Below are 22096 nucleotides of genomic sequence, written 5' to 3'. Positions count from 1 at the left end.
GGCACAAGGCCGAAAGAGCAAGCGCTTGGCCAGGTTACCCGTATGTCGGTACGCCCGGCCAGGCACGCGGGCGGCACCCGGCCGGACCGACGCGAGAGGTTGCTCGCGTACTCATCCGTACCGTCCGGGGCGGCGGCGGGCACGGCGCTCGCCCACCGCGCTCACAGGGCCCACCGCAGCAGGGTGTAGATCATTGCGGCCGTCCAGCCGAGCCCCGCCAGAACGGCGAGGGCCAGCACGGCCGCGGCGGAGGGACCGGTGGGGCCGGGGCGTCGCGCCACGGTGCGCGGGCGGGGGTGCGTTGTCATACGGCCCAGCCTGCTGGTGCGGCGCCGTTCGCCACATCCGTACACATACTCAGACGGCGTACCGGCATTCGGGACTTGCCGGGGTCGCGGCGCGCTCCGTCTCGCCGCCCTCGGACCCGGAGCCGGCTCGGTCGTCTACGACCGCGGGTGGCGCGAGGCCGGAGCGTGGCGGATCGTCGCCGCCTGAAGCACTCGGCGGCACAGGGCATCCGCGCGGCGCGTCGTCTCCGGGAGCCGGTGGCGCGGGGTGAGCGCGAGCGTGTGGGCGCAGGCGTTGTCGAGGCTCACCCGGTGGCCGACGGAGACGAAGACCGGTTTGACGGCGTCCCGGGTGCGCAGGGCGCGGCCGACCTCCTCGTCGCCCGCGAGGAGCGGCGAGGCGCTGCCGCGCTCGCCGGCCGGGGCGTCGTAGGTGAAGGTGAACGGGTTCTTGGCGACGCCGATGGTGGGCAGGCCGGTGAGCACGCCCAGATGACAGGCGAGCCCGAAGCGGCGCGGGTGGGCCAGCCCGTAGCCGTCGCAGACGACCAGACCCGGCGGGCCGGGCAGCGTGTCGAGGGCGGCCAGCACGGTGGGAATCTCGCGGAACGCGAGCAGTCCGGGCACGTACGGGAAGGCGACCCTGCCGACGGCGGTCGCCTCGGCGAGTACGCCCAGGGTGGCCGCGTCGAGTGTGACGGCCGCCGCCACCACGAGGTCGCGCTCGTCGTCGTAGGCGACGTCGACCCCGGTGACCCGGCCGGTCCCGGGCGGCGGCCCGGCCTCGTCCAGCACCACCCGCCCGCGCAGCGCGTCCTGCACGGCGCGGGCCTGTTCCTCGGTCGCGGGCCGCCCCCCGGGCATCGATACGGTCGTCATGGTGACCAAGAGCCTACGCGGCCCCCGGGGGCCGGTCGCCATGGTGACCACAAGCCTACGCGGCACCCCTCGGGGGCCGGCCGGGACGGTGGCCGCCGCCGATCGCGAGGGCGTGGCCGCGAGCGCGGGCGCGGGCGCGGAAGGCGAGGGCGAAAAAACCGCGCACCGGGTAGCCGCCCGGAACCGACGCGCCCCGGGCGGCCCAACCCGCCCCGCGGTCCCCGGAAGGCGGCACACGCGCGTGGGCCACTCCGGGCGTAGGCGGCACACGCGCGTGGGCCACTCCGGGCGTAGGCGGCACACGCGCGTGGGCGACGACGGGCGTAGGCGGCACACGCGCGTGGGCGACGCCGGCCGTGCACGGCCAGGCGTCCCTCGGCGTGGACATCACCAGGCACCCGCCACTCACAGCCACCCCCACCTCACCATCCAAACCCGCCCGCGGTCCGCGGAAGGCGTGGGGGGAATGTGGGTGCATGAAAGCGGTGACAGAGGTCACTCGGATTTTCTGTGCACTCAGGAGGCCGTTCCGTCGTCTCTTCCAGTGCCAGGCCGCGTCCACCCGGACGTTCGTCCAGCCGTCACGAGGGAGCAAGGCGTTGTCCACCGTCATCGAGCACTCCGTACAGGCCCGTCTCGTCGCCGCGGCCCCGCGCATGCCCAGCATTCCCGCCACGCTGCACTACGACCGGCGCGACCCGTTCGCCATCCGCATGTCGTTCCCCGCCCCGGCCACCCTGGAGGGCGTGGAGGTCTGCTGGACGTTCGCCCGCGACCTCCTCACGGCCGGCCTGCACGGCCCGCAGGGGCACGGCGACGTACGCGTGCGGCCGTACGGGTACGACCGGACCGTCCTGGAGTTCCACGCCCCCGAGGGCACGGCCGTCGTGCACGTGCACTCCGCCGAGATCCGCCGGTTCCTCGACGCCACCAGCGAGTTGGTGCCGCTCGGCCTTGAGCACCTCCAGTTCGACCTCGACCACGATCTGGCCGAGCTGATGCGGGGCGCCTGACGGCCGCCGCCGCGCGCCGCACGGCGGCGCGGCGGCGATGCAGCGCGTTTAATCGCGTTGACAGCCTTCTGACCCCCCTCGTAGCGTTTCCCGCGGTTCTGTTGCCGTCGATGGGAGAAGGACGTTGCTCGTCTGAGGTCCTGAGTCACCGCGTTCCACACCTGAGGTGTGGGCGTCGCGTGCGACCTCGGCGTCCGAGCCGTCCCCCGGCACAGGGCCTTTCCACGGCCCCGGTCCCCCGGTTGCCGCCCCGCGGTGCCTCGACACGCGTGTGCCCCGACCGCACCGAACAACCGCGAGGCTCCATGTCACCCTCCCTCATCTGCACCTCCCTGTCCTTCGCCTGGCCCGACGGCACGCCCGTCCTGGACGGCCTCGACCTCTCCTTCGGCCCCGGCCGGACCGGGCTCGTCGGCGTCAACGGATCAGGCAAGTCGACCCTGTTGAAGCTGATCGCCGGGGAGCTGACCCCGTCGGCCGGCACCGTCCGGGTGACGGGCGAGATCGGCTACCTCCCGCAGAACGTCACGCTCGACACCGCCCTCCGCGTCGACGAGGCGCTGGGCATCGCGGCCCGCCGGGCCGCGCTGCACGCCATCGAGGCCGGCGACACCGCCGAGTGGCACTTCGAAACGCTCGGCGACGACTGGGACGTCAAGGAGCGCGCGCTCGCCACCCTGGGCGAACTCGGCCTCGGCCACATCGGTCTCGACCGCACCGTCGGCGAGGTCTCCGGCGGCGAGTCGGTGCTGCTGCGGCTGGCCGCGCTGCTGCTGCGCCGCCCGGACGCGCTGCTGCTCGACGAGCCCACCAACAACCTCGACCTGTACGCGCGCCGGCGGCTGCACTCGGCCGTCGCGTCCTGGCCGGGCGTGCTGGTCGTGGTCAGCCACGACCGCGAACTCCTCGACCTGGTCGACCAGATCGCCGACCTGCGGGCGGGACGGGTCACCTGGTACGGCGGCAACTTCTCGGTGTACGAAGAAGCCCTCGCCGCCGAACAGGAGGCCGCCGAGCGCATGGTGCGGGTCGCGGAGGCCGATGTGCGCAGGCAGCGGCGCGAGTTGACCGACGCCCAGATGAAGCTGGCCCGCCGCAAGCGGTACGGGCAGAAGATGTTCGAGCAGAAACGCGAGCCGAAGATCGTCATGGGGGCGCGCAAGCGGGCCGCCCAGGAGTCCGCGGGCAAGCACCGCATCCTGCACGAGGAACGGCTGGCCGAGGCCAGGGACCGGCTCGGCGAGGCGGTGGACGCCGTACGCGACGACGCGGAGATCCGCGTCGAGCTGCCGTACACGGCCCTCCCGCCGGGCCGGGACGTCCTCACCCTGCGGGACCTGGAGCTGACGTACGGAGCACGTGTCGGCGGTGTCCTCGACGTGCGCGGGCCGGAGCGGATCGCGCTGCTCGGACGCAACGGCGCGGGCAAGACGACGCTGCTGCGCACCATCGCCGGGCAGCTGGCTCCGGTGGCGGGCGAGGCGACGGCGCATGTCCCGCTGCGCTTCCTGCCGCAGCGGCTCGACGTCCTCGACGATGAGCTGACCGTCGCCGAGAACGTGGCCCGGTACGCGCCCGGCGCCACCCGCAACCGGGTCCGGGCCCGTCTCGCCCGGTTCCTGTTCCGCGGCGCCCGGGCCGACCGGAAGGCGGCCACCCTGTCCGGCGGGGAACGCTTCCGGGCCGCGCTGGCCGCGTTGCTGCTGGCGGAGCCCGCACCGCAGCTGCTCATGCTGGACGAGCCGACGAACAACCTGGACATGGCGAGCGTGCGGCAGCTGACCACGGCCCTGGAGTCGTACGAGGGCGCCCTGCTGGTGGCCAGTCATGATGTGCCGTTCCTGAAGTCGGCCGGCATCACCCGCTGGCTGCTCCTGGAGGACGGCGAACTCCGTCAGATCACGCCGGAGGCCGTCGGGTGACCCCCAGGGGGGTCGGCCGGGCGGCCCGTCCTGCATCACGGCGGACCGGCACCGCATGATGGACAACGAACACCGCCCCGCCGATACGCAGACCGGCCGTGCCCAGCAAGAAGGCCCTCGTCCGCCGCCTTGGCCCGCGCCTCGCCGAAGGTCTGGTGACGCACATCGAGCGCACGACGGTCGATGGGGGGCTCGCCGTGGAGCAGTGGGAGGCGTACGTCGGGACGCTGCGCGCGCACGGCTGGGAGACGATCGAGGTGGACCCGGCCGACGACTGCCCGGACTCCGTGTTCGTCGAGGACACTGTGGTGATGTTCCGGAACGTGGCGCTGATCGCCCGGCCCGGCGCCGAGTCACGGCGCGCCGAGACCTTCTGTCCACGTCGGCCGGAGCGGACGCACCAACGCCGCCGGAGTGCGGCAACTGCGGTCCGCCTTCGAGCGGTTGGGCGCGCGGGTGGTCGCCGTTCCGGTGCGCGAGGCGCTGCATCTGAAGTCGGCGGTGACCGCCCTGCCCGAGGGCACGGGGCTCGGGCACATTCCGCACGGAAACCGGCCCTGCCTCTTCCCCGGATTCCCCGGATTCCCCGGATTCCCCGGGTTTCTGACGGTGCCCGAGGAGTCCGGAGCGCATGTGGTGCGCCGTGCCGGCTCCGGGATCCTTGGGGTTCCCAGGACCTTTTCGTGGTCCCCTCTTTGCCCATGTACGCGGCTGAGCAGCGCTCTTTACGGCGCGCTTAACCTACGGTTTCGTAACCTACGGTCTCGTAGCCTACGATCACGTAGGTTTCGGCACCGCTCGCCGGTCCGAGCCGTTCGACTCCCCCTGTTCGCCGTCCCCCTGGAGTTCCTGTGACGATCACCTCTCCCCACCTCGGCAGCCCGTCCGTGTGGACCGACGAGCGGCTGCTGTACGCCCTGGAGGACGTGGTCGAGGAAGAACTCAACCGCCATCTGAAGGCCGCCAAGGACTGGATGCCGCACGAGTACGTGCCCTGGAGCGACGGCCGCAACTTCCCCGAGTTCTTCGCCGACGGCGAGCCCTGGGACAAGGAGCAGTCGAAGGTGACCGAGATCGGCCGGACCGCGCTCGTGGTGAACCTGCTGACCGAGGACAACCTCCCCAGCTACCACCACGAGATCGCCACGCTCTTCGGCCGGGACGGCGCCTGGGGCACCTGGGTGCACCGCTGGACGGCCGAGGAGGGCCGGCACGGCATCGTGATGCGCGACTATCTGCTCGCCTCGCGCGCGGTGGACCCGGACAAGCTGGAGCGGTTCCGGATGGCCCACATGAGCGAGGGTTTCGAGTCCGACAACCGGCACTCGATGCTGCACTCGATCGCCTATGTCGCCTTCCAGGAGCTGGCGACCCGTATCTCGCACCGCAACACCGGTCACCAGTCGGGCGATCCGGTCTGCGACCGGATGCTGGCCCGGATCGCGACCGACGAGAACCTGCACATGGTCTTCTACCGCAATCTGCTGAAGGCGGCCTTCGAGATCGCACCCGACCTGACCATGCAGGCCGTCCGGGACGTCGTCGTGAACTTCCGCATGCCCGGCCACGGCATCCCCGGCTTCGAGCGGGCCGCCGCCCAGATGGCGATCGGCGAGGTCTACAACCTGCGCATCCACCACGACGACGTGATGCAGCCCGTCCTGCGCTTCCTGAGGGTCCTGGAGATCGACGGGCTCGGCCCCGAGGGGCTTCGGGCGCAGGAGGAACTGGGGTTGTTCATGGGCGGCCTGGACGCGGAGGCCATGAAGTTCGACGAGAAACTGGCCACGCGCAAGGCCCGGATGGCGGCGCGGGCGGCCCGCTGACCGGCACCGCCGGGGGCGCACCGAGCTATCGGTGCGCCCTGTCCGCGGCCCGCGCCCGGGGGCCGGTGTTCAGCAGACGCCGCTCTCGGCGATCTTGATGGTGGCGCGGGTCCTGCCGGTGTGGCTGCCCAGGGCCTCGACCTGCTGCACGATCTCCTGTCCCTCGACGACCTCGCCGAAGACCACGTGCTTGCCGTCCAGCCAGTCCGTGACGACCGTGGTGATGAAGAACTGCGAGCCGTTGGTGTCGGGCCCCCTGTTCGCCATGCTCAGCAGGTAGGGGCGGTCGTGCTTGAGGGAGAAGTTCTCGTCCTCGAAGGTGCCGCCGTAGATGCTCTTGCCGCCGGTGCCGTTGCCCGCGGTGAAGTCGCCGCCCTGCAGCATGAAGTCGGGTATCACCCGGTGGAACGCCGATCCGGCGTAGCCGAAGCCGGGCTCGCCGGTGGCGAGCTGCCGGAAGTTCTCCGCGGTGCGGGGCACCACGTCGTCGAAGAGCCGGAACACGATCCGGCCGGCGGGCTGCTCGTCGATCGTGATGTCGAAGTACACGTTGTCACTCATGGCGATCAATCTATCGCCCGGCGGCACCCGGCCCGCGACGACGGTCTCGCCACCCGCTTGTCAGCGGGGCGTGCGCCGCAGCTCCAGGCGTTCCTTCTCCGACATGCCGCCCCAGACGCCGAAGCGCTCGTCGTGGTCCAGCGCGAACTCCAGGCAGGCGGAGCGGATCGGGCACAGGCCGCAGATCCGTTTCGCCTCACGCACGGAGCTGCCGGGCTCGGGGAAGAAGAAGTCGGCCCCGGTCTGCGCGCACAACGCCTCCTCCTGCCAGGCCAGGTCGGGCGAGGTGATCGTGTCGAAGTGCATGACCAGGATGGTGCCGTCCGGCGAAAAACGTTCGATCAACGCCGGCTCAACGCCGCGGCCTGGGCCCCGGGCCGCCCCGATGATGCGCCACGGGCCCGCCGTGGCGCACGGCGGCGCGCGGGAGCCGGCCGAAAACAACGGGATCGCCGCCGGTCACGCTGGGTGACCGTGTACCTGTCCCGGCGGGCGGCGGCGCCGGGCGGCGATTGTCAGTGGGCGGTGCGAGACTCGGCTGTGCACAGGACGGGACCCTTCCGAGGAGGGCGATGATGCTCACCACCCGTTTCGTCGACGGCGCTCCGAACTGGATCGACGTCACCACGTCCGACATCGACGGCACCGCCGCCTTCTACGGCGGCCTCTTCGGCTGGCGGTTCCGGTCGGCGGGCCCCGAGGCCGGCGGTTACGGCTTCTTCGAGCTGGACGGCAGAACCGTCGCCGGCGGTGCGCCCGTCGCCGCGGAGCAGGGCCCGCCGTCCTGGACGGTGTACTTCCGCAGCGGGGACACGCAGGCCACCGCTGACGCGGCCGAGCGGGCGCACGGCCGGGTGTCCTGCCCGCCGATGGATGTGCTGGGGCAGGGCCGCATGGCGGTGCTGGTCGACACCGCGGGTGTGCCCTTCGGGATCTGGCAGCCCCAGCGCCTGGAGGGACTGGACCTGGCGGGTCAGACGGGTTCGCTGTGCTGGGTCGAGCTGTACACGCCGGATGTCGCGGCGGCCGCCGCGTTCTACTACCGCACGCTCGGCCTGGAGACCTCGGCCGTGCCCTTCCCCGGCGGCACGTACACCTGCGTCAATCCGGCCGAGGGCGGGGAGGAGGCGATGTTCGGCGGGATGGTCCCGCTGGCCGACGACTCCACGGAGGCGGCGGCCGGCGCGTACTGGCTGCCGTACTTCGCGGTCGAGGACCCGGACGCGGTGGTCGCGAGGGCACTGGAGCTGGGCGGCACGGTGCGGGTGCCCGCCGTCACGGTGGAGGGCGTCGGCCGCATGGCCCGGCTCGCCGACCCCCAGGGTGCCCGCTTCGCGGTGATCCGCGGTGAACCCCCGACGGAGTGAGCGGCGGGTCGGTGTCCTAGGACAGTCTTAGGGCAGCCCTAGGCCGAGCCGCGGTGTACCAGTGTCGTCGGCAGGATCACGCCGGGCGGTGCGTGAGGCGCGGTCTGCTCGTGGTGGCCGCGGTCGAGGCCGGCCAGCAGCAGGCTCGCCATGAGCCGGCCCATCTCCTCGATGTCCTGACGGACCGTCGTCAGGGGCGGGTCGGTCTGCTCGGCGAGCGGCAGCATGTCGTCGAAACCGATCACCGCGATGTCCTCGGGCACGCGCCGGCCGCGCTCGCGCAGCGCCCGCAGGGCACCGGAGGCGGTGAGGTCGTTGGCGGCGAACACGGCGTCCACGTCCGGGCGGCGGTCGAGGAGTTCCCGCATGGCGCGCTCCCCGCCGGCCGGGGTGAAGTCGCTCTCCACGACCAGCCGTGGATCGGGGTCCCCCATGACGTCCCGGAAGCCGTCGAGCCGGTCCACCGCGGAGGTCTGGTCCAGGGCGCCGGTGATGTGCGCGATCCGGGTCCGGCCGAGACCGACGAGATGATGTACGGCCGCGCGGGCCCCGCCGCGGTTGTCGCAGTCGACGTACACCGAACCGCCCGACGCGTCGCTCCAGTCGGGCCGGCCGCCGAAGACCGTAGGCACCCCCGCGCCCCGGATCAGACCGGGCAGCGGGTCGTCGAGGTGCAGCGAGAAGACGAGGGCCCCGTCGACATGGCCGCCGGTGAGATAGCGGCCCACGCGGGCGTGGTCGTCCCGGCCCTCCGTCAGCAGCAGCACGAGCTGACTGTCGTGTGCCGTCAGCTCCTTGCTGATCCCGCGGAGTTGAAGACCGAAGAAGGGGTCGGCGAAGACCCTGGTCTCCGGTTCCGCGATGACCACGGCGACGGCGTCGTGCCGCCGGGTCACCAGGCTGCGCGCCGCCTGGTTGGGGACATAGCCGAGTTCCTCGACCGCCCGCCGCACCCGTTGGACCAGCGGCTCCCTGACCCCGTCGCCGCCGTTGACCACCCGGGACACGGTGGCCCGGGACACCCCGGCCAGCGCGGCGACGGCCTCCAGCGTGGGACGCGGCGCTGTCTCGGGCACGACGGAACTCCCCTCGGCGACTCCGCCTCAGAATAGCTCCGAGCCACCCCCGCCGAGAGCGCTCTCGACCGGCCCCACCACGCCCCGCAGGGGCGCGGAAACCGCGCGACCGGCCACCCGACCGCCCCGCGGACGAACGGCAACGGTCCAACGGCCCCACCGAGCGGAGCGCTCAGCGCTCAGTGACCGGCGTGGCCCCCGTCCGACGAGGACGACGAAGACGACGGGGCCGATGAGTGCGACCCCTGCGACCCGTGCGACCCGTGCGGATCGTGCGACCCGTGCGGATCGTGCGGCTCGTATCCGGGAATCGTCCCGTCCGGCTTCTTGACCAGGAACAAGCCGACCATTCCCATGTCGGAGTGGCTTTGGACATGGCAGTGGTACATCCAGGCGCCCGCGCCGACGCCCTCCCCCGCCAGCACCTGGAACCCGAAGGAGTCGGCGGGTCCCACGATCTTGTTGTCGATCACCTGGCTGGGATCGTCGGGCCCGGTGAGCAGGCCGGTCCGGTTGTCCGCCCAGCGGTGACCGTGCATATGGAAGGTGTGGTAGTACTCGCCGTGCGTGATCATCACAAACTCGACCCGGTCGCCCACCGTCGCCTCGAAGTCGGGCCCGGTGTGCGGCGGGCGGTTGTTGATGGTCATGTCGTTGAAGACGATCGTGTGGGTGCGGTCGGGCAGGATGTCGCCCTTGCGGCGCACGATCACCGGGCCGTACAGGCCCTTGCGGACGCCGCCGGTGCCGTGTTCGGTGCCGACGACATGGTCGTGGTAGTGCCAGTAGCCCGCGCTGCCGGAACGCCAGGTGCCGTCCGACCGGCGGCCGGGGGCGTGGGTGCGCCAGGTGTAGGTGCGGGTGCCACCGGGCTCGACATCGCTCTTGTTCAGCTTGGTGCCGTCGCTGGATATCTCGTAGTCGAGGCCGTGGACATGCAGGCTCGCGGTCACGTCCATGGTGTTCTCGAACTCGATGTGCAGTGTGTCGCCCTCGTTCAGCTCGATGAGCGGCCCGGGGATCGTCGCCTTGCCCTTCTCGAAGCCGTAGCCCATCTGCCCGTCGGCCAGCTTCTCGGCGTACAGCTTGATGTGTCTGACCTCGCCGCCGACCGGTGCGGTGCGCGGCGGCGTGCCCGCGCTGACGGCCTCGGGCGCCAGGGACAACGATGTCGCGACCGCCGCGCCGCCCAGCAGCACCCTCCGGTTGAACGCGCGTCTGTCCATGCGGAACTCCCCACCCTCATAAGGACTTTGCGGAGGCGTACCTGTGATGAACCTGTGCGACGGTACCGGCCCCGCGCCCGTTTATCCACTCTCAGGACAAAGTTCGTTTGATTGCGGTCATAGGTATTGGCGGGCCGCGCAAAGGGGCCTAGCTTTCTTGGCGCTGTTGCCGTGACCGAGGAGGTGCCCATGCACTTACGAGGGTTGAGCGCCACAAGCAGGAGGAGACGGGCCTGGGCGGCCACCGTTGCCGCGGGGGTCATCACGGCCGGACTGCTCTCGGGCCCGGCCGCGAACGCGCGGCAGGACCCCTCCCTGACAACGATGTCTATCAAGTCGCCGCCGGGCGGCGCGAACGTAAGAGTGCTGCTCTTCTACGGCTCCGCAGCCGCCGGGGTCGAGTCACCGCTGGTGAACGCCGGGATCGAGGCGATCGAGAAGATCGGGCTGTCCGGCCCCGCGCAGGAGCGCTTCGCGGTCGAGGCGACGGACGACGCCGCCGTGTTCACCGACGCGACAGAACTCGGCCGCTTCAACTCCGTCGTCTTCCTGACCGGCGGCGGTGACGTGCTCGATCCCGACCAGGAGGCCGGCCTTGAGGCCTACATGGAGGCGGGCGGCGGTTTTGTCGGCATCCATGACGCGGCCCGCGCCGAGCCGTACTCCGACTGGTTCACCGGTCTGATCGGCGCGCGCCCGGCCGCCTTGGGCCCGGCGGCGGTCCAGCGGGCCACGGTCGAGGTGGGCGACCGCCGGCATCCGGCCACCAAGGACCTGCCGCTCCAGTGGAAGCGGCCGGACCAGTGGTTCAACTGGGTGAAGAACCCGTCCGGCGCCGTGCACACGGTGGCCCGGGTGCGCGAGTCGACGTACCAGCCCGGGGCGAGCGCCAACGGCGCGGACCACCCGGTCAGCTGGTGCCGGGACTACGACGGCGGCCGGTCCTTCTACACCGGCATGGGCGGCACCGTCTCGTCGTACGACGAGAGCGACTTCCGTGCCCATCTGCGCGGCGCCCTGCTGTGGACGACCCGGCTCAGCCAGGCCGACTGCAAGGCGACCATCGACGCCAACTACCGGGCCGAGCGCCTCACCCAGGCCAACCAGCCCGGGCAGAACGACCAGATCGGCGAGCCGCACGGCCTGGTCGCCGCGCCCGACGGCCGGGTGCTGTACATCGGCCGCGGCGGCGCGGACTCCTCGCAGCCCGTGATCACCGACTGGAGCAACCCGGACGTGGGCAAGGGCAAGGGGCAGATCCACGTCTACGACCCGAAGACCAAGAAGGTCACCCTGGCCGGGGAGTTGACCGTCTTCGGCAACAAGGGCGGCGGCGACGAGCTGACGAAGGTCGAGGAGGGCCTGCTCGGGATCGAACTCGACCCGAGCTTCGAGCAGAACGGCTGGGTGTACCTGCACTACACACCCCACTCTCGGCTCAACCGCGACACACAGATGGCGGAGCGGCGCGTCTCCCGCTTCACCCTCGACCCGGCCACGGACAAGCTCGACCTGAGCAGTGAGAAGGTGCTGCTCAAGTGGCCGGTACAGGTGCACAGTTGCTGCCACGCGGGCGGCGGGATGGCCTGGGACTCCCGGGGCAACCTGTACATCGCCACCGGTGACAACAACTCCAGTGGGTTCAGCGACGGTTACTCCGGCAACAACCCGCAGCCCAGCTACAAGGGCGTGTCGTTCGCCGACGCGCGCCGTACCGCGGGCAACACCAACAACCTCAACGGCAAGATCCTGCGCATCCACCCGGAGCCCGACGGGACGTACACGCTGCCGCAGGGCAACCTCTTCACCGGCGAGGAGACCGACGAGGGCGGTGGCAGGACGCGCGGCGAGATCTATGTGATGGGTGTGCGCAACCCCGCGCGCATCTTCGTCGACAGGACGACGGACATCCTGTACGCGGGCTGGGTCGGCCCGGACGCGGGCGAGCCGTCGGCCACCTGGGGTCCGGCCAAGTACGACACGTTCGCCGTCATCACCGAGGCGGGCAACCGGGGCTGGCCGTACTGCATGGGCAACAAGCAGCCCTACCGGGACCGCAATCTGCCCGACCCGTCGAAGCCGCTGGGCTGGTACGACTGCGACCACCCGAAGAACGAGTCGCCGAACAACGACGGGCTCGTCACCATCCCGCCGGTCACCGGCAACAACGTCTGGTACTCGCCCCAGGGCGGCGGCCCGGACTACCCGCGTGACGCGAACGGCATCCCCTCGTACAAGAAGGAGGAGGCCACCTACCGGCTGCCGTGGCTCAAGGGCGGCGGGCAGGCCGCGATGAACGGTCCCGTCTACCGCTATGACGCGACGAGCGACAGCGCCGTGAAGTGGCCCGCTTACTGGGACGGCAAGTGGTTCATCGGCGACTTCTACGACGCCGACCAGCCGCGCAACGCCGTGCTCATGGATCCGAGGACCCAGGGCGACGGCGGGCTGCCGGTGCACTCCGAGACCCTGAAGAAGATCGTGCCGATCGGCAACGACGGCATCAAGAACCTCATGGACTGGAAGTTCGGTCCGGACGGCGCGCTGTACGTCCTCGACTACGGGCGCGGCTTCTTCACCTCGGACGGCAGGTCGGCGCTGTGGCGGGTGACATACACCGGCGGCGGTCCGACACCGCCCGCCGACCAACTCGCCAGGGGGGCACAGTGATACGGCCACGAAGAATCCTGACGGCGCTGCTGGCAGCCGTCCTCGTGATGCTCGGGCTCCAGGCGACACCGGCCGCCGGACGCCAGGACACCCCCGCGGCGGCGGCCGAGCAGCTGCTCTCCTGGACCGCGGGCGACGACATCACCAAGTACCTCTCGGCGCCCACGACGGCCGTCGCGGGGCAGGCCACGATCGTCTTCGAGAACAGCGCGGCGACCGGCAACACCACCGGCATGCCGCACACACTGACCTTCGTGACCACCGACCCGGAGTTCAACGACGACGTCCAGGTCAACATCCTCGCCAACCCGTTCGACGACCAGGGCGGCCGGCACACCGCCGAGGTCACCCTGACGCCGGGCCGCTACTTCTACCACTGCACCATCCCCGGCCACGGCCAGATGCAGGGCATCCTGGTGGTGACCGAGGGCGGCGGCTCGGACACGACGGCGCCCGAGACCTCGGCGACGGTCGACGGCGCCCGTAACGCGCAGGGCGCGTACGTCGGTTCGGCAAGCGTGTCGATCGCCGCCACCGACGAGGGCTCGGGCGTGGACCGCGTCGAGTACGCGATCGGCCCCGACGGCGCCTGGCAGCCGTACACCGCCCCCGTGGTCATCGACCAGGTGGGCAGCCACACCGTGCGCTACCGGGCGACCGACAAGGCGGGCAATGTGTCCGCGGAGAAGAGCGTCGGGTTCACCGTCGTCGCCCAGCCCTCGGACGACACGACCCCGCCGGAGACCTCGGCGACCGTCGGCGGTGAACGCAACGCCGACGGCGCCTATATCGACATGGCGACGGTCACGGTCACCGCATCGGACACCGGATCGGGGGTCAACACCATCGAGTACGCGGTCGGCACGGACGCCTGGCAGCCGTACACCGGACCGGTGATGGTGCACCGGACAGGCACCCACACCGTCCGCTACCGGGCCACCGACAAGGCGGGCAATGTGTCCGCCGGCAAGAGCGTCGGGTTCACCGTGGTCTCCGCCCCGCCGCAGGACACCGTCCCGCCGGTCACGGGTGTGAGCGTCGACGGCACGCGCAACTCGGACGGGGCGTACGTGGGCAACGCCAAGGTGACCGTGACCGCCGCGGACGAGGGCGGTTCCGGGGTGGCCGGCATCGAGTACTCGCTCGACGCCGGCCCCTACCTGGCGTACACCGGCCCCGTGCTGGTGGACCGGGCCGCTGCGCACACGGTGGCGTACCGGGCGAGCGACAAGGCGGGCAACACCTCCGAACCGCGCTCCGTGAGCTTCACGGTCGTCGCGGGCGGGGGCGTGCCCGCGCCCAACTGCCCCGAGTACGACGAGCGGTTGACGGTGATCGTCGGCACGGTGGACTCGGGTGTGCCGAACCGGGTGACCGACAACCGGTGCCGCATCAACGAGTTGATCGAGGACGAGAAGGAGTGGACGTCCCAGGCGCTGTTCCTCAAGCATGTGAAGACGGTCCTGGACCGGCTCCGCAAGGAAGGGGTGATCGACCGGCGGGAATACCACACCGTCCAGAAGGCCGCCCGCCAGTCCGGCATCGGCAAGCCGGGCCAGACGACCGGCTACCGCACGATCCTGGACGGCACCGCCGACTCCTTCGCCCAGTGGGAGCACGTGGGCGGCGGTTCCTTCGCGCGCAACGGTGACGGGTCGATCACCAGCGGCACCAGCAGGGACGGCCTGGGCATGCTGTGGTACCCGCAGCGCAAGTACGGCGACTTCTCGCTGCGGCTGCAGTGGCGTGACGACGCTCCGGGCACGGGCAACGCCAACTCCGGGGTGTTCGTGCGGTTCCCGCAGGTCCACGACCATCCGGAGGAGTCGCGGCCGGAGTGGGTCGCCATCAAGTTCGGGCACGAGGTGCAGGTGTTCGACCGGCCCGACGGCGACATGTACAAGACCGGCTCGATCTACGGCTTCGACCGGGTCGGGCTGGCCGGTGCCGGTGTGACGCAGAAGGGCACCTGGAACGACTACGAGATCCGCGTGGTCGACCAGCACTACTCCGTCTACCGCAACGGTGTGCTGCTCAACGAGTTCGACAACATCGGCGGCCAGGACTTCTCCCCGCCCCGCTCGGACGACCCGGGCACGGACGGGCGGCGGTTCGCCTCCGGCTACATCGGACTCCAGGTGCACAGCACGACGGACGTGATCTCCTACCGGGACGTCCGGATCAAGGACCTGTAGGAGACGCGACGCACTGAGGAACCGCGCACCGGAGAACCGTGCGGCCAGGAGCCGCGCACCGGGGAACCGTGCGGCCAGGAACCGCGCACCGGAGAACCGTGCGGCCAGGAACCGCGCACCGGAGAACCGTGCGGCCAGGAACCGCGCACCGGAGAACCGTGCGGCCAGGAGCCGCGCACCGGGGAACCGTGCGGCGAGGAGAGCCGGCCGGCCGTCAGGACCCGGCCGGCTTCTCCTTGCGCGCCCGGCTCGGCTGCACCCGCCTGGGCTCCCCCGGCATCTTCGGGTACTCGGGCGGGTACGGCAGGTCCCCCAGGCCGTGCTCGTGCTCGTCCCGGCGCGCCAGGTCGAGCAGGGCCTCCAGGGAGAAGGCGTGGTCGTCCATGTCCGCGTGCACATCGCCCAGTTCGGCGAAGCGCGCGGGCATGGTCGCGAGGTCGAAGTCCTCGGGCCTGACCTCGTCCAGCTCGGACCAGCGCAGCGGGGCCGAGACCGGTGCGTGCGGGCGGGGACGCACGGAGTAGGCGGAGGCGATGGTGCGGTCGCGCGCGGTCTGGTTGTAGTCGAGGAAGATGCGCGCGCCGCGCTCCTCCTTCCACCATCTGATCGTCACCAGGTCCGGCATGCGGCGTTCCAGTTCCCGGCCGACGGCGATCGCAGCGCGCCGCACCTGGGTGAAGGTCCAGCGGGGCTCGATCGGCACGAAGACATGCAGACCGCGTCCGCCGGAGGTCTTGGGCCAGCCGCGCAGTCCCCCGAACTCGTCGAGCACCGCGCGCAGTTCGTGGGCGGCGCGCACGGCGTCGGCGAAGTCGGTGCCGGGCTGCGGGTCGAGGTCGATACGCAGTTCGTCGGGCCGGTCGACGTCGTCGCGGCGCACCGGCCAGGGATGGAAGGTGAGCGTGCCGAACTGCGCCGCCCACACGACGGCGGCCTCCTCGGTGGGGCACATCTCGTCGGCGCTGCGACCGCTGGGGAAGGTGATGTGGGCGGTCGGGATCCAGTCGGGCATGTTTCTGGGCGCCCGCTTCTGGAAGAAGGACTCGCCGGTCACACCCTCGGGGTAGCGCTCCAGGGTGGTGGGGCGGTCGCGCAGGGCGCGCAGGATGCCGGGGCCGACCGCCAGGTAGTACCGGGCGAGGTCCAGCTTGGTGAAACCGCGCTCCGGGAAGAAGACCTTGTCCGGGCTGGACAGCCGCACCGTCCGGTCGCCCGCTTCCAGTTCCACCGCGTCAGCCATGCGGCCACGGTAGGCGTACCGGGCACACCTCGCACACCGGGAGACACCCGGCGTATGCGCGAAGTCGCGCACACGCGCAGAATCAGTACATGGATCTACCGGTCATGCCGCCCGTGAAGCCGATGCTCGCCAAGCCGGTGGCGCGGATCCCGCCGGGCATGCACTACGAGGCCAAGTGGGACGGCTTTCGCGCCATCGTGTTCCGCGACGGGCCCGAAGTGGAGCTGGGCAGCCGCACCGGTAAGCCGCTGACCAGGTACTTTCCCGAACTGGTCGCGGCGCTCAAGGAGCGGGTGCCCAAGCGGTGTGTGCTGGACGGGGAGATCGTGATCGCCCTGAACGGGCGGCTGGACTTCGACGCGCTGACCGAGCGCATCCATCCGGCCGACTCCCGGGTGCGTACGCTCGCCGAGCGGACACCGGCCTCGTTCGTCGCCTTCGACCTGCTGGCGCTGGACGACGAGTCGCTGCTCGACGTGCCGCTGACGGACCGGCGGGCGCTGCTGGTGCGGGCGCTGTCCGGGACCACGGCTCCGGTGCATGTGGCGCCGGCGACCACGGACATCGAGGTGGCGCGGCAGTGGTTCGAGCAGTATGAGGGCGCGGGCCTGGACGGCGTCATCGCCAAGCCGCCGGCGGGGCGTTACCGGCAGGACGAGCGGGTAATGTTCAAGATCAAGCACGAGCGCACCGCGGATGTCGTGGTGGCCGGCTACCGCTTCCACAAGAGCGGTCCGGTGGTGGGCTCGCTGCTGCTGGGCCTGTACGACGACCGCGGCACGCTCCAGCATGTGGGTGTGTCCGCGGCCTTCCCGATGAAGCGGCGCGCTGAGCTGGTCGAGGAGCTGGAGCCGCTGCGGATGACCGAGGTGACCGGGCACCCGTGGGCGGCCTGGTCCGAGGAGTCCGCGCACGAGACGGCCCGGCTGCCCGGGGCGCCGAGCCGCTGGTCGGGCAAGAAGGATCTGTCCTGGGTGCCGCTGCGGCCGGAGCGGGTGGCGGAGGTGGCGTACGACCACATGGAGAGCGGTGCCCGTTTCCGGCACACGGCCCGCTTCCGCCGCTGGCGCCCGGACCGCACCGCCGAGAGCTGCACCTACGCCCAGCTGGAGGAACCGGTGCGCTACGACCTCGCGGAAATCTTCGGCCCCCGGCCCTGACGTACGCCTCCCGCACGCCCGAGGCCGGCCCGAAGCGGCCAGGGGCCCGGATGGGCCAGATCTTCCTGGCCTCGCTCTCCACCGACCCCGAGGTGCGCAAACACCCGACGGCGGCCACCGAGCAACTCCTCACAGTGTGACAAGCGGGCCCGGCGAAATCCGCTCCGGTTCACCAGCGCCCCGAAGCGGTAGGGACGCGGGGAACTGCGCGGCAGGCCACGACGGCGCCGCGGACGACCGCCGACGCCTCACGGCGCCCCCGGCGGAGCGCTCAGTGCCGCTTCGGCCCGGGCCACCAGTCCGTCCGCGCCGCAGGAACGCGCCAGTGACAGGCCCCGGTCGAGTTCGGCGGCCGAGCGGGCAGCGATGCCGTACTCGATGCGGGCCGCCGCGTGTTCGTACCGACAGGGCGATGCCTCCAGATGCGCCACGGCCCGGGCGGCGAGGCGCACCGCGCGCTGCCCGGTCTCCAGGGCCGCCGCACAGCGCAGGGCCTCGCCGATCGCCGTGTCGGTGCCGAACCGTTCGGCCTGCCGACGGGCGTCGGTGGCCAGTCGGGCGGCCCGCGCCGGGTCCGTCACGGCGAGCGCCCTGGCCAGGTCGACGGTCCAGGGCGCGAGCACCGGATTGTGGCCCCCGCGGGACGCGGCGGCCTTCTCGGCGGCCTCCAGCTCGTTGATGCCCTCCTCGGTGCGGCCGACGGCGAGCAGCAGCCGGCCGCGCACACAGCGGGTGTCGGGCAGCACGATGGTGGACGTATGGGGCGGCGCGAAGTCGTACTGCTCGGCGACCGCCCATGCCTCCTGGACCTGGCCGCGGGCCAGCAGCGTATCGATGAGTCCGCAGGTGGCCGACCAGTGCAGGGGCAGCCGTCGGCCGATCCCCTCGGCCAGTTCCAGCGCATCGCGCAGGACGGCCTCCGCTTCCTTCAGCCGGCCCTGTCTGCGCAGGGCGAGTCCGAGGCCCGCGTTCGCCAGGATGAGGTGGCCACCGCTCCAGCGCGCGGTCGTATAGGTGCGCAGCGCCTCGGCGAACAGGCTCTCGGCACGGTCGAGCCGGTCGGCGCAGGCGTACGAACTGCCCAGCATGATCAGCAGTTCGATGCTCCACTCGGTGTCGGTCCAGCCGAGGCCCGGCGCCAGACGGCCGTCGACCAGGGCGCGGTCGCACCACTCGACGACTTCCTCGGCGCTCTCACCGTGCGTCATCGCGTCCCATCCGCGCAGGATCAGCAGGGCCCGTTCGGAGGTGTCGCGGCCGGTGCAGGTCCGGGCCAGATCGGCGAGCCGCTGGGAGCGGCCGGGCGCCGCGGCCTCGCCGTGGACGACCTCCCACATGGAGCGCACCGCCTGCAGCCGCATCCGGGCGGGACCCGGTTCGTGGCGCGCCGCCTCCGCCTCGACGGTGCGCACGGCGTCCTCCAGCTGGTCGTTGTGCAGGAGCGCCTGGGAGAGCCGGACGACGGCGTCGACCCGGGTGGCACCGTCGAGACCGGGCATGGCCAGGGCACGCTGCAGATGGTCGATGGTGGTGGCGGGCGCCGTCAGCAGGGTGGCGCAGCCCAGTTCGAAGAGCACATGGGCGTGGACCTCGGGCAGCGGCGGCTCCAGCAGGGCGCGCTCCAGACAGCGACGGGCCGCGTCGGGCGCGCCGACGGCGAGGTGTTCCCGGGCGGCCTCGCGCAGTTGCTCGACGAGTTCCTCGTCGTCGTCCGGGTGCACCCGCAGGAGGTGCCGGGAGGCCGCGGCGGCACCGCGCCCCGAGTCGGTGACGACCTGGGCGGCGATGCCGTGCATGGCGGTGCACAGCGCCTCGGGGATGGAGTGGTAGACCGCGGAGGCGATCAGCGGGTGGACGAACTCCAGGTCGCCCTCGCCCGGGTGGGCGTCCGCCGGGTCGGGCCGGGTGAGGATGCGGGCGGCGCGCAGCAGGTCGGCGCAGCGCTCCGCCGCCTCGACGCTCATGGTGGCGAGTCGGGCGACCTGGTCCACGGTGATGCCGGTGCCGAGGACGGCGGCGGTCCAGGCGAACCGGGTGGCGTCCATGCCCAGGCCCTCCAGCCGGGCGACGAGTTCGCCGCCGCGGGCGGAGCGGTTGAGCGGGCGCAGGTCGCCGGCCCGTGCCTCGACCGGTTCGAGTTCGCTGTCCTGGACCTTGGCGAGGAGTTCGACCGTCTCGTACGGGTTGCCGCCGGTGACCGCCCAGACCTCGCGGCAGAACGGGGCGTCGGCGTGCGGGCCGAGGGTGGCGCGGGTCAGTCCGGCCGTGGCGTCCGGGCTGAGGGCGCTGAGGCGGGCGACGGGGCTGCCCGCGACGGCGGCCACGGCGTCGAGGTGCCGGGCGCTCTCGCCGCTCACCCCGCCGGGTCTTTGGGCGACCACGACCAGCACGGGCAGGTCGTACAGGCCCTGGGTGAAGGCGGCCAGCCAGCACAGGGTCTCCTGGTCGGCCCAGTGGGCGTCGTCGATCAGCAGCACCAGCGGCCGGTCCCGTTCGGCCAGCCGGCCCACCGTGGCGACGAGTCCGTCGTACACGGCCCGCGGGTCGGGCTGCCCCGCCACGGGGTCCGCGATGCCGAGGGCGGGGCCGGCGATGTCGTACCAGTCGCCGAGGTGGTCGCGCGCCTCCTCGGGCCGCATCGACACCAGGGCGGGCTGCAGCAGTTGGCGTACCACGTTGAACGGGACGGACCGCAGTGTCTCGCTGCCGCGGGCGGACCACACCGTGCAGCCGCGGCGCTCGGCGATGCGCCGAATCTCGGCCAGGAGCGCGGTCTTGCCGAGTCCCGCCTCGCCCTGGAACACCAGCAGGCTTCCCTCGGACGACCGGTCGGCGCACAGGACGTCGAGCGCCCGCGTGACGGCGGCGATCTCCGCGTCGCGCTCCCACAGGGAGGCGGAGGCGGCCAACCGGGGCCTTACCTGCGTCATCTCGTTGCCTCCCCAAGTCGCCCGAACGACGTACGGATCCCGAGCGTAGCCGTCCGACGGGTCGCACGCAGGAGCGTCCGCGCAGCTCTTGCCATGACGGGGGAAACGGGTCCCGACCGGGCGGCACGCCCCGGCCCCGGCGGCCCGGTGTCGAGCGAACGGGCGGTCGACGGGCCCGGAGCGGCCGGGCGGTGGCGATGGTCCCGGGGCCTCTCATCCGGCTTTCACCGACGCCTCATACGGTGGGGTCATGACGCAGGTGACTCCTCCCGGGTGGTACCCCGACCCCGGGCAGACGAATGACGGTCCGCCCACCGAGCGCTGGTGGGACGGCAAGGCATGGACGGACCAGACCCGCCCCGCCGGGCCGACCGCCGCATGGGGTCCCCCGACGCAGCCGGCCGGGCTCTATCCGCCCTATCCCGCGCAGCCGCCGGCCGGCCCCCGGCGGGGGCTGCGCACCGGGATCGCGGTCGGCGTGGCGGCGGCGGTGCTCGCGGGCATCGGGGTCGGCGTGTACGCGCTGTCCGACAGCGGCTCCGGCGGCGACCGGGCCGGTTCCCAGCAGGGGCCGGGTGGCCCGGGCGGTACCGAGGGGCAGAGCGGCGGGCAGGGCGGCGGGCAGGGCGGTCCCTTCGGCGGGCCGGGCGGCGGCTCGGGAGGCGGATCCGGCGGGTCGGGCGGTTCCGGTGGCGGCTCGCCGACGCCGGGCGAGTCCGAGGCACCGAAGGTCGAGGGCGGCGGCACGGTGTCGGACCAGGTCAACGGCATCAGCCTGCCGGTGCCGGACGGCTGGACCGGGCAGGCGTTCAACGCGGGCGCGCAGCTGACGTCCGGCCACTCCTACAAGTGCCCGGGCGACACCTCCCAGACGTGCACCAAGGGCGGTGCCTACTCGGCGCCGGCGCTGGCGCTCGGCACCGACGGGAGCACGGCCGAGGAGGTCGCCAAGGCGGACATCACGGCCAACGCGGAGGAGTCGTACGGGGGCAAGACCTACGGCGGCATCACCTCGCACGACGTGCTGGCCGCCAAGGCGGTCACCGTGGCCGGGCAGAAGGGCTACATGGTCCGCTGGAAGGCGGTCACCAGCAAGGGCGCCGACGGCTACGTCGAATCGCTCGCGTTCCCCTCCCCCGCCAACGCCCGGCAGATCGTGGTGGTCCGCTTCGGCGTCGACGTCGGGGAGAACGCATCGGTGATCGACGACATCACTCGGGGCATCAAGGTGTCGTCGGGCGGCGGCAACGGCCAGAACGTCTGACCCACCGACACCGAGCGCCCAGCCGCGGCACGCCGGCGACAACCGTCGCAGCCCCCTCACCCGCGCGCGAAGACCGTCTCAACAGGTGCCAGGGGTACGCCCAGTGCGCGAGCCCCCTCACCCGCGCGCGAAGACCGTACGGAGCACCACGCGCGCGGGACGCCGCCCCGGGGCAGTTCGCCACGCGGGAAGCGGTCCTGGGCAGTTGGCCGCGCTCGCCGACGGCCGTGAAGACCCGTCCAGTCGGTCGCCGACCTGGCGGACGGGCTCGGGGCGTACGTGGTGATCGAGGCGGGGCGACCCTCCTGGCCCTTCGCCACGCGGGACGGCCGTCCGGGGGTACCGCGCGCGTGAAACCGTCCCGGACCTCTCGCCCGCGCGGGACGGCCGTCCGGTGCAGCTCGCCACGCGGGACGGCCGCCCCGGACACATCGCTCCCGGCCGGCGACCATCCCCAGCCTGGTGCTCACACCCGACGAT

Annotated in this window: 16 protein-coding genes and 1 pseudogene; 9 read left to right on the top strand and 8 right to left on the bottom strand. The window is 72.0% G+C overall.

Annotated elements, in window-relative coordinates; genetic code table 11:
• Window positions 1-161 precede the first annotated feature (161 nt).
• Both mmpA and ABT245_RS27085 read right to left on the bottom strand, forming a co-directional pair.
• Window positions 162-308: a morphogenic membrane protein MmpA gene (gene mmpA, locus ABT245_RS27090; protein WP_351737925.1), complete on the bottom strand. Its 147-nt coding sequence runs from the start codon at window positions 306-308 to the stop codon at window positions 162-164.
• A gap of 135 nt (window positions 309-443) precedes the next feature.
• The gene (locus ABT245_RS27085) at window positions 444-1166 is read right to left on the bottom strand and encodes an endonuclease V (RefSeq protein ID WP_351737923.1); all 723 of its coding nucleotides are present in this window, start codon (window positions 1164-1166) and stop codon (window positions 444-446) included.
• Window positions 1167-1765: 599 nt separating this feature from the next.
• On the opposite strand from ABT245_RS27085, the gene ssgD reads away from it, so the two are divergent.
• From ssgD to ABT245_RS27065, 4 genes and pseudogenes are all read left to right on the top strand, one after another.
• Window positions 1766-2179, top strand: a complete 414-nt coding sequence (ssgD, locus tag ABT245_RS27080; RefSeq protein ID WP_351737921.1) for a spore wall synthesis regulator SsgD — start codon at window positions 1766-1768, stop codon at window positions 2177-2179.
• A 305-nt stretch (window positions 2180-2484) separates the two neighbouring features.
• Window positions 2485-4101 carry an ABC-F family ATP-binding cassette domain-containing protein gene (locus tag ABT245_RS27075; RefSeq protein ID WP_351737918.1) on the top strand — a complete coding sequence of 539 codons (1617 nt, stop codon included), beginning with the start codon at window positions 2485-2487 and terminating at the stop codon, window positions 4099-4101.
• A 98-nt stretch (window positions 4102-4199) separates the two neighbouring features.
• Window positions 4200-4764, top strand: a pseudogene (locus ABT245_RS27070) (N(G),N(G)-dimethylarginine dimethylaminohydrolase); the annotation flags it as partial.
• Window positions 4765-4952: 188 nt separating this feature from the next.
• Window positions 4953-5927 carry an acyl-ACP desaturase gene (locus tag ABT245_RS27065; protein WP_351737915.1) on the top strand — a complete coding sequence of 325 codons (975 nt, stop codon included), beginning with the start codon at window positions 4953-4955 and terminating at the stop codon, window positions 5925-5927.
• Window positions 5928-5996: 69 nt separating this feature from the next.
• Here the strand turns inward: ABT245_RS27065 and ABT245_RS27060 are convergent, their stop codons facing one another.
• Window positions 5997-6488: a peptidylprolyl isomerase gene (locus ABT245_RS27060; protein WP_351737913.1), complete on the bottom strand. Its 492-nt coding sequence runs from the start codon at window positions 6486-6488 to the stop codon at window positions 5997-5999.
• A 60-nt stretch (window positions 6489-6548) separates the two neighbouring features.
• On the bottom strand, window positions 6549-6833 hold the full coding sequence (locus tag ABT245_RS27055) for a WhiB family transcriptional regulator (RefSeq protein WP_351737911.1): 285 nt from the start codon (window positions 6831-6833) through the stop codon (window positions 6549-6551).
• 230 nt (window positions 6834-7063) lie between these two features.
• Between ABT245_RS27055 and ABT245_RS27050 the strand changes: the two genes are divergently transcribed.
• On the top strand, window positions 7064-7855 hold the full coding sequence (locus ABT245_RS27050; RefSeq protein ID WP_351737999.1) for a VOC family protein: 792 nt from the start codon (window positions 7064-7066) through the stop codon (window positions 7853-7855).
• A gap of 38 nt (window positions 7856-7893) precedes the next feature.
• Here the strand turns inward: ABT245_RS27050 and ABT245_RS27045 are convergent, their stop codons facing one another.
• The gene (locus ABT245_RS27045; RefSeq protein WP_351737908.1) at window positions 7894-8931 is read right to left on the bottom strand and encodes a LacI family DNA-binding transcriptional regulator; all 1038 of its coding nucleotides are present in this window, start codon (window positions 8929-8931) and stop codon (window positions 7894-7896) included.
• 179 nt (window positions 8932-9110) lie between these two features.
• Entirely contained in the window at window positions 9111-10157 is a 1047-nt protein-coding gene (locus ABT245_RS27040) for a multicopper oxidase domain-containing protein (protein ID WP_351737905.1), read from the bottom strand.
• 189 nt (window positions 10158-10346) lie between these two features.
• Here ABT245_RS27040 and ABT245_RS27035 point away from each other — a divergent pair, with 189 nt between their 5' ends.
• Window positions 10347-12827 carry a ThuA domain-containing protein gene (locus ABT245_RS27035; RefSeq protein WP_351737903.1) on the top strand — a complete coding sequence of 827 codons (2481 nt, stop codon included), beginning with the start codon at window positions 10347-10349 and terminating at the stop codon, window positions 12825-12827.
• A 47-nt stretch (window positions 12828-12874) separates the two neighbouring features.
• Entirely contained in the window at window positions 12875-15022 is a 2148-nt protein-coding gene (locus ABT245_RS27030; RefSeq protein ID WP_351737997.1) for an OmpL47-type beta-barrel domain-containing protein, read from the top strand.
• 214 nt (window positions 15023-15236) lie between these two features.
• Here the strand turns inward: ABT245_RS27030 and ligD are convergent, their stop codons facing one another.
• Window positions 15237-16262 carry a non-homologous end-joining DNA ligase gene (gene ligD / locus ABT245_RS27020; protein ID WP_351737900.1) on the bottom strand — a complete coding sequence of 342 codons (1026 nt, stop codon included), beginning with the start codon at window positions 16260-16262 and terminating at the stop codon, window positions 15237-15239.
• A gap of 89 nt (window positions 16263-16351) precedes the next feature.
• Between ligD and ABT245_RS27015 the strand changes: the two genes are divergently transcribed.
• Entirely contained in the window at window positions 16352-17422 is a 1071-nt protein-coding gene (locus ABT245_RS27015) for an ATP-dependent DNA ligase (protein ID WP_351737897.1), read from the top strand.
• A 248-nt stretch (window positions 17423-17670) separates the two neighbouring features.
• On the opposite strand, the gene ABT245_RS27010 is transcribed toward ABT245_RS27015, so the two are convergent.
• Window positions 17671-20352, bottom strand: a complete 2682-nt coding sequence (locus ABT245_RS27010) for an ATP-binding protein (protein WP_351737894.1) — start codon at window positions 20350-20352, stop codon at window positions 17671-17673.
• A gap of 250 nt (window positions 20353-20602) precedes the next feature.
• Here ABT245_RS27010 and ABT245_RS27005 point away from each other — a divergent pair, with 250 nt between their 5' ends.
• Entirely contained in the window at window positions 20603-21616 is a 1014-nt protein-coding gene (locus ABT245_RS27005) for a DUF2510 domain-containing protein (protein WP_351737891.1), read from the top strand.
• Window positions 21617-22096 lie beyond the last annotated feature (480 nt).

This window comes from Streptomyces sp. NPDC001508, from assembly GCF_040298665.1.
GTDB lineage: Bacteria > Actinomycetota > Actinomycetes > Streptomycetales > Streptomycetaceae > Streptomyces.
Note: the sequence above shows the minus strand (reverse complement) of the source record. Positions and strands in the feature narration are given on the sequence as shown.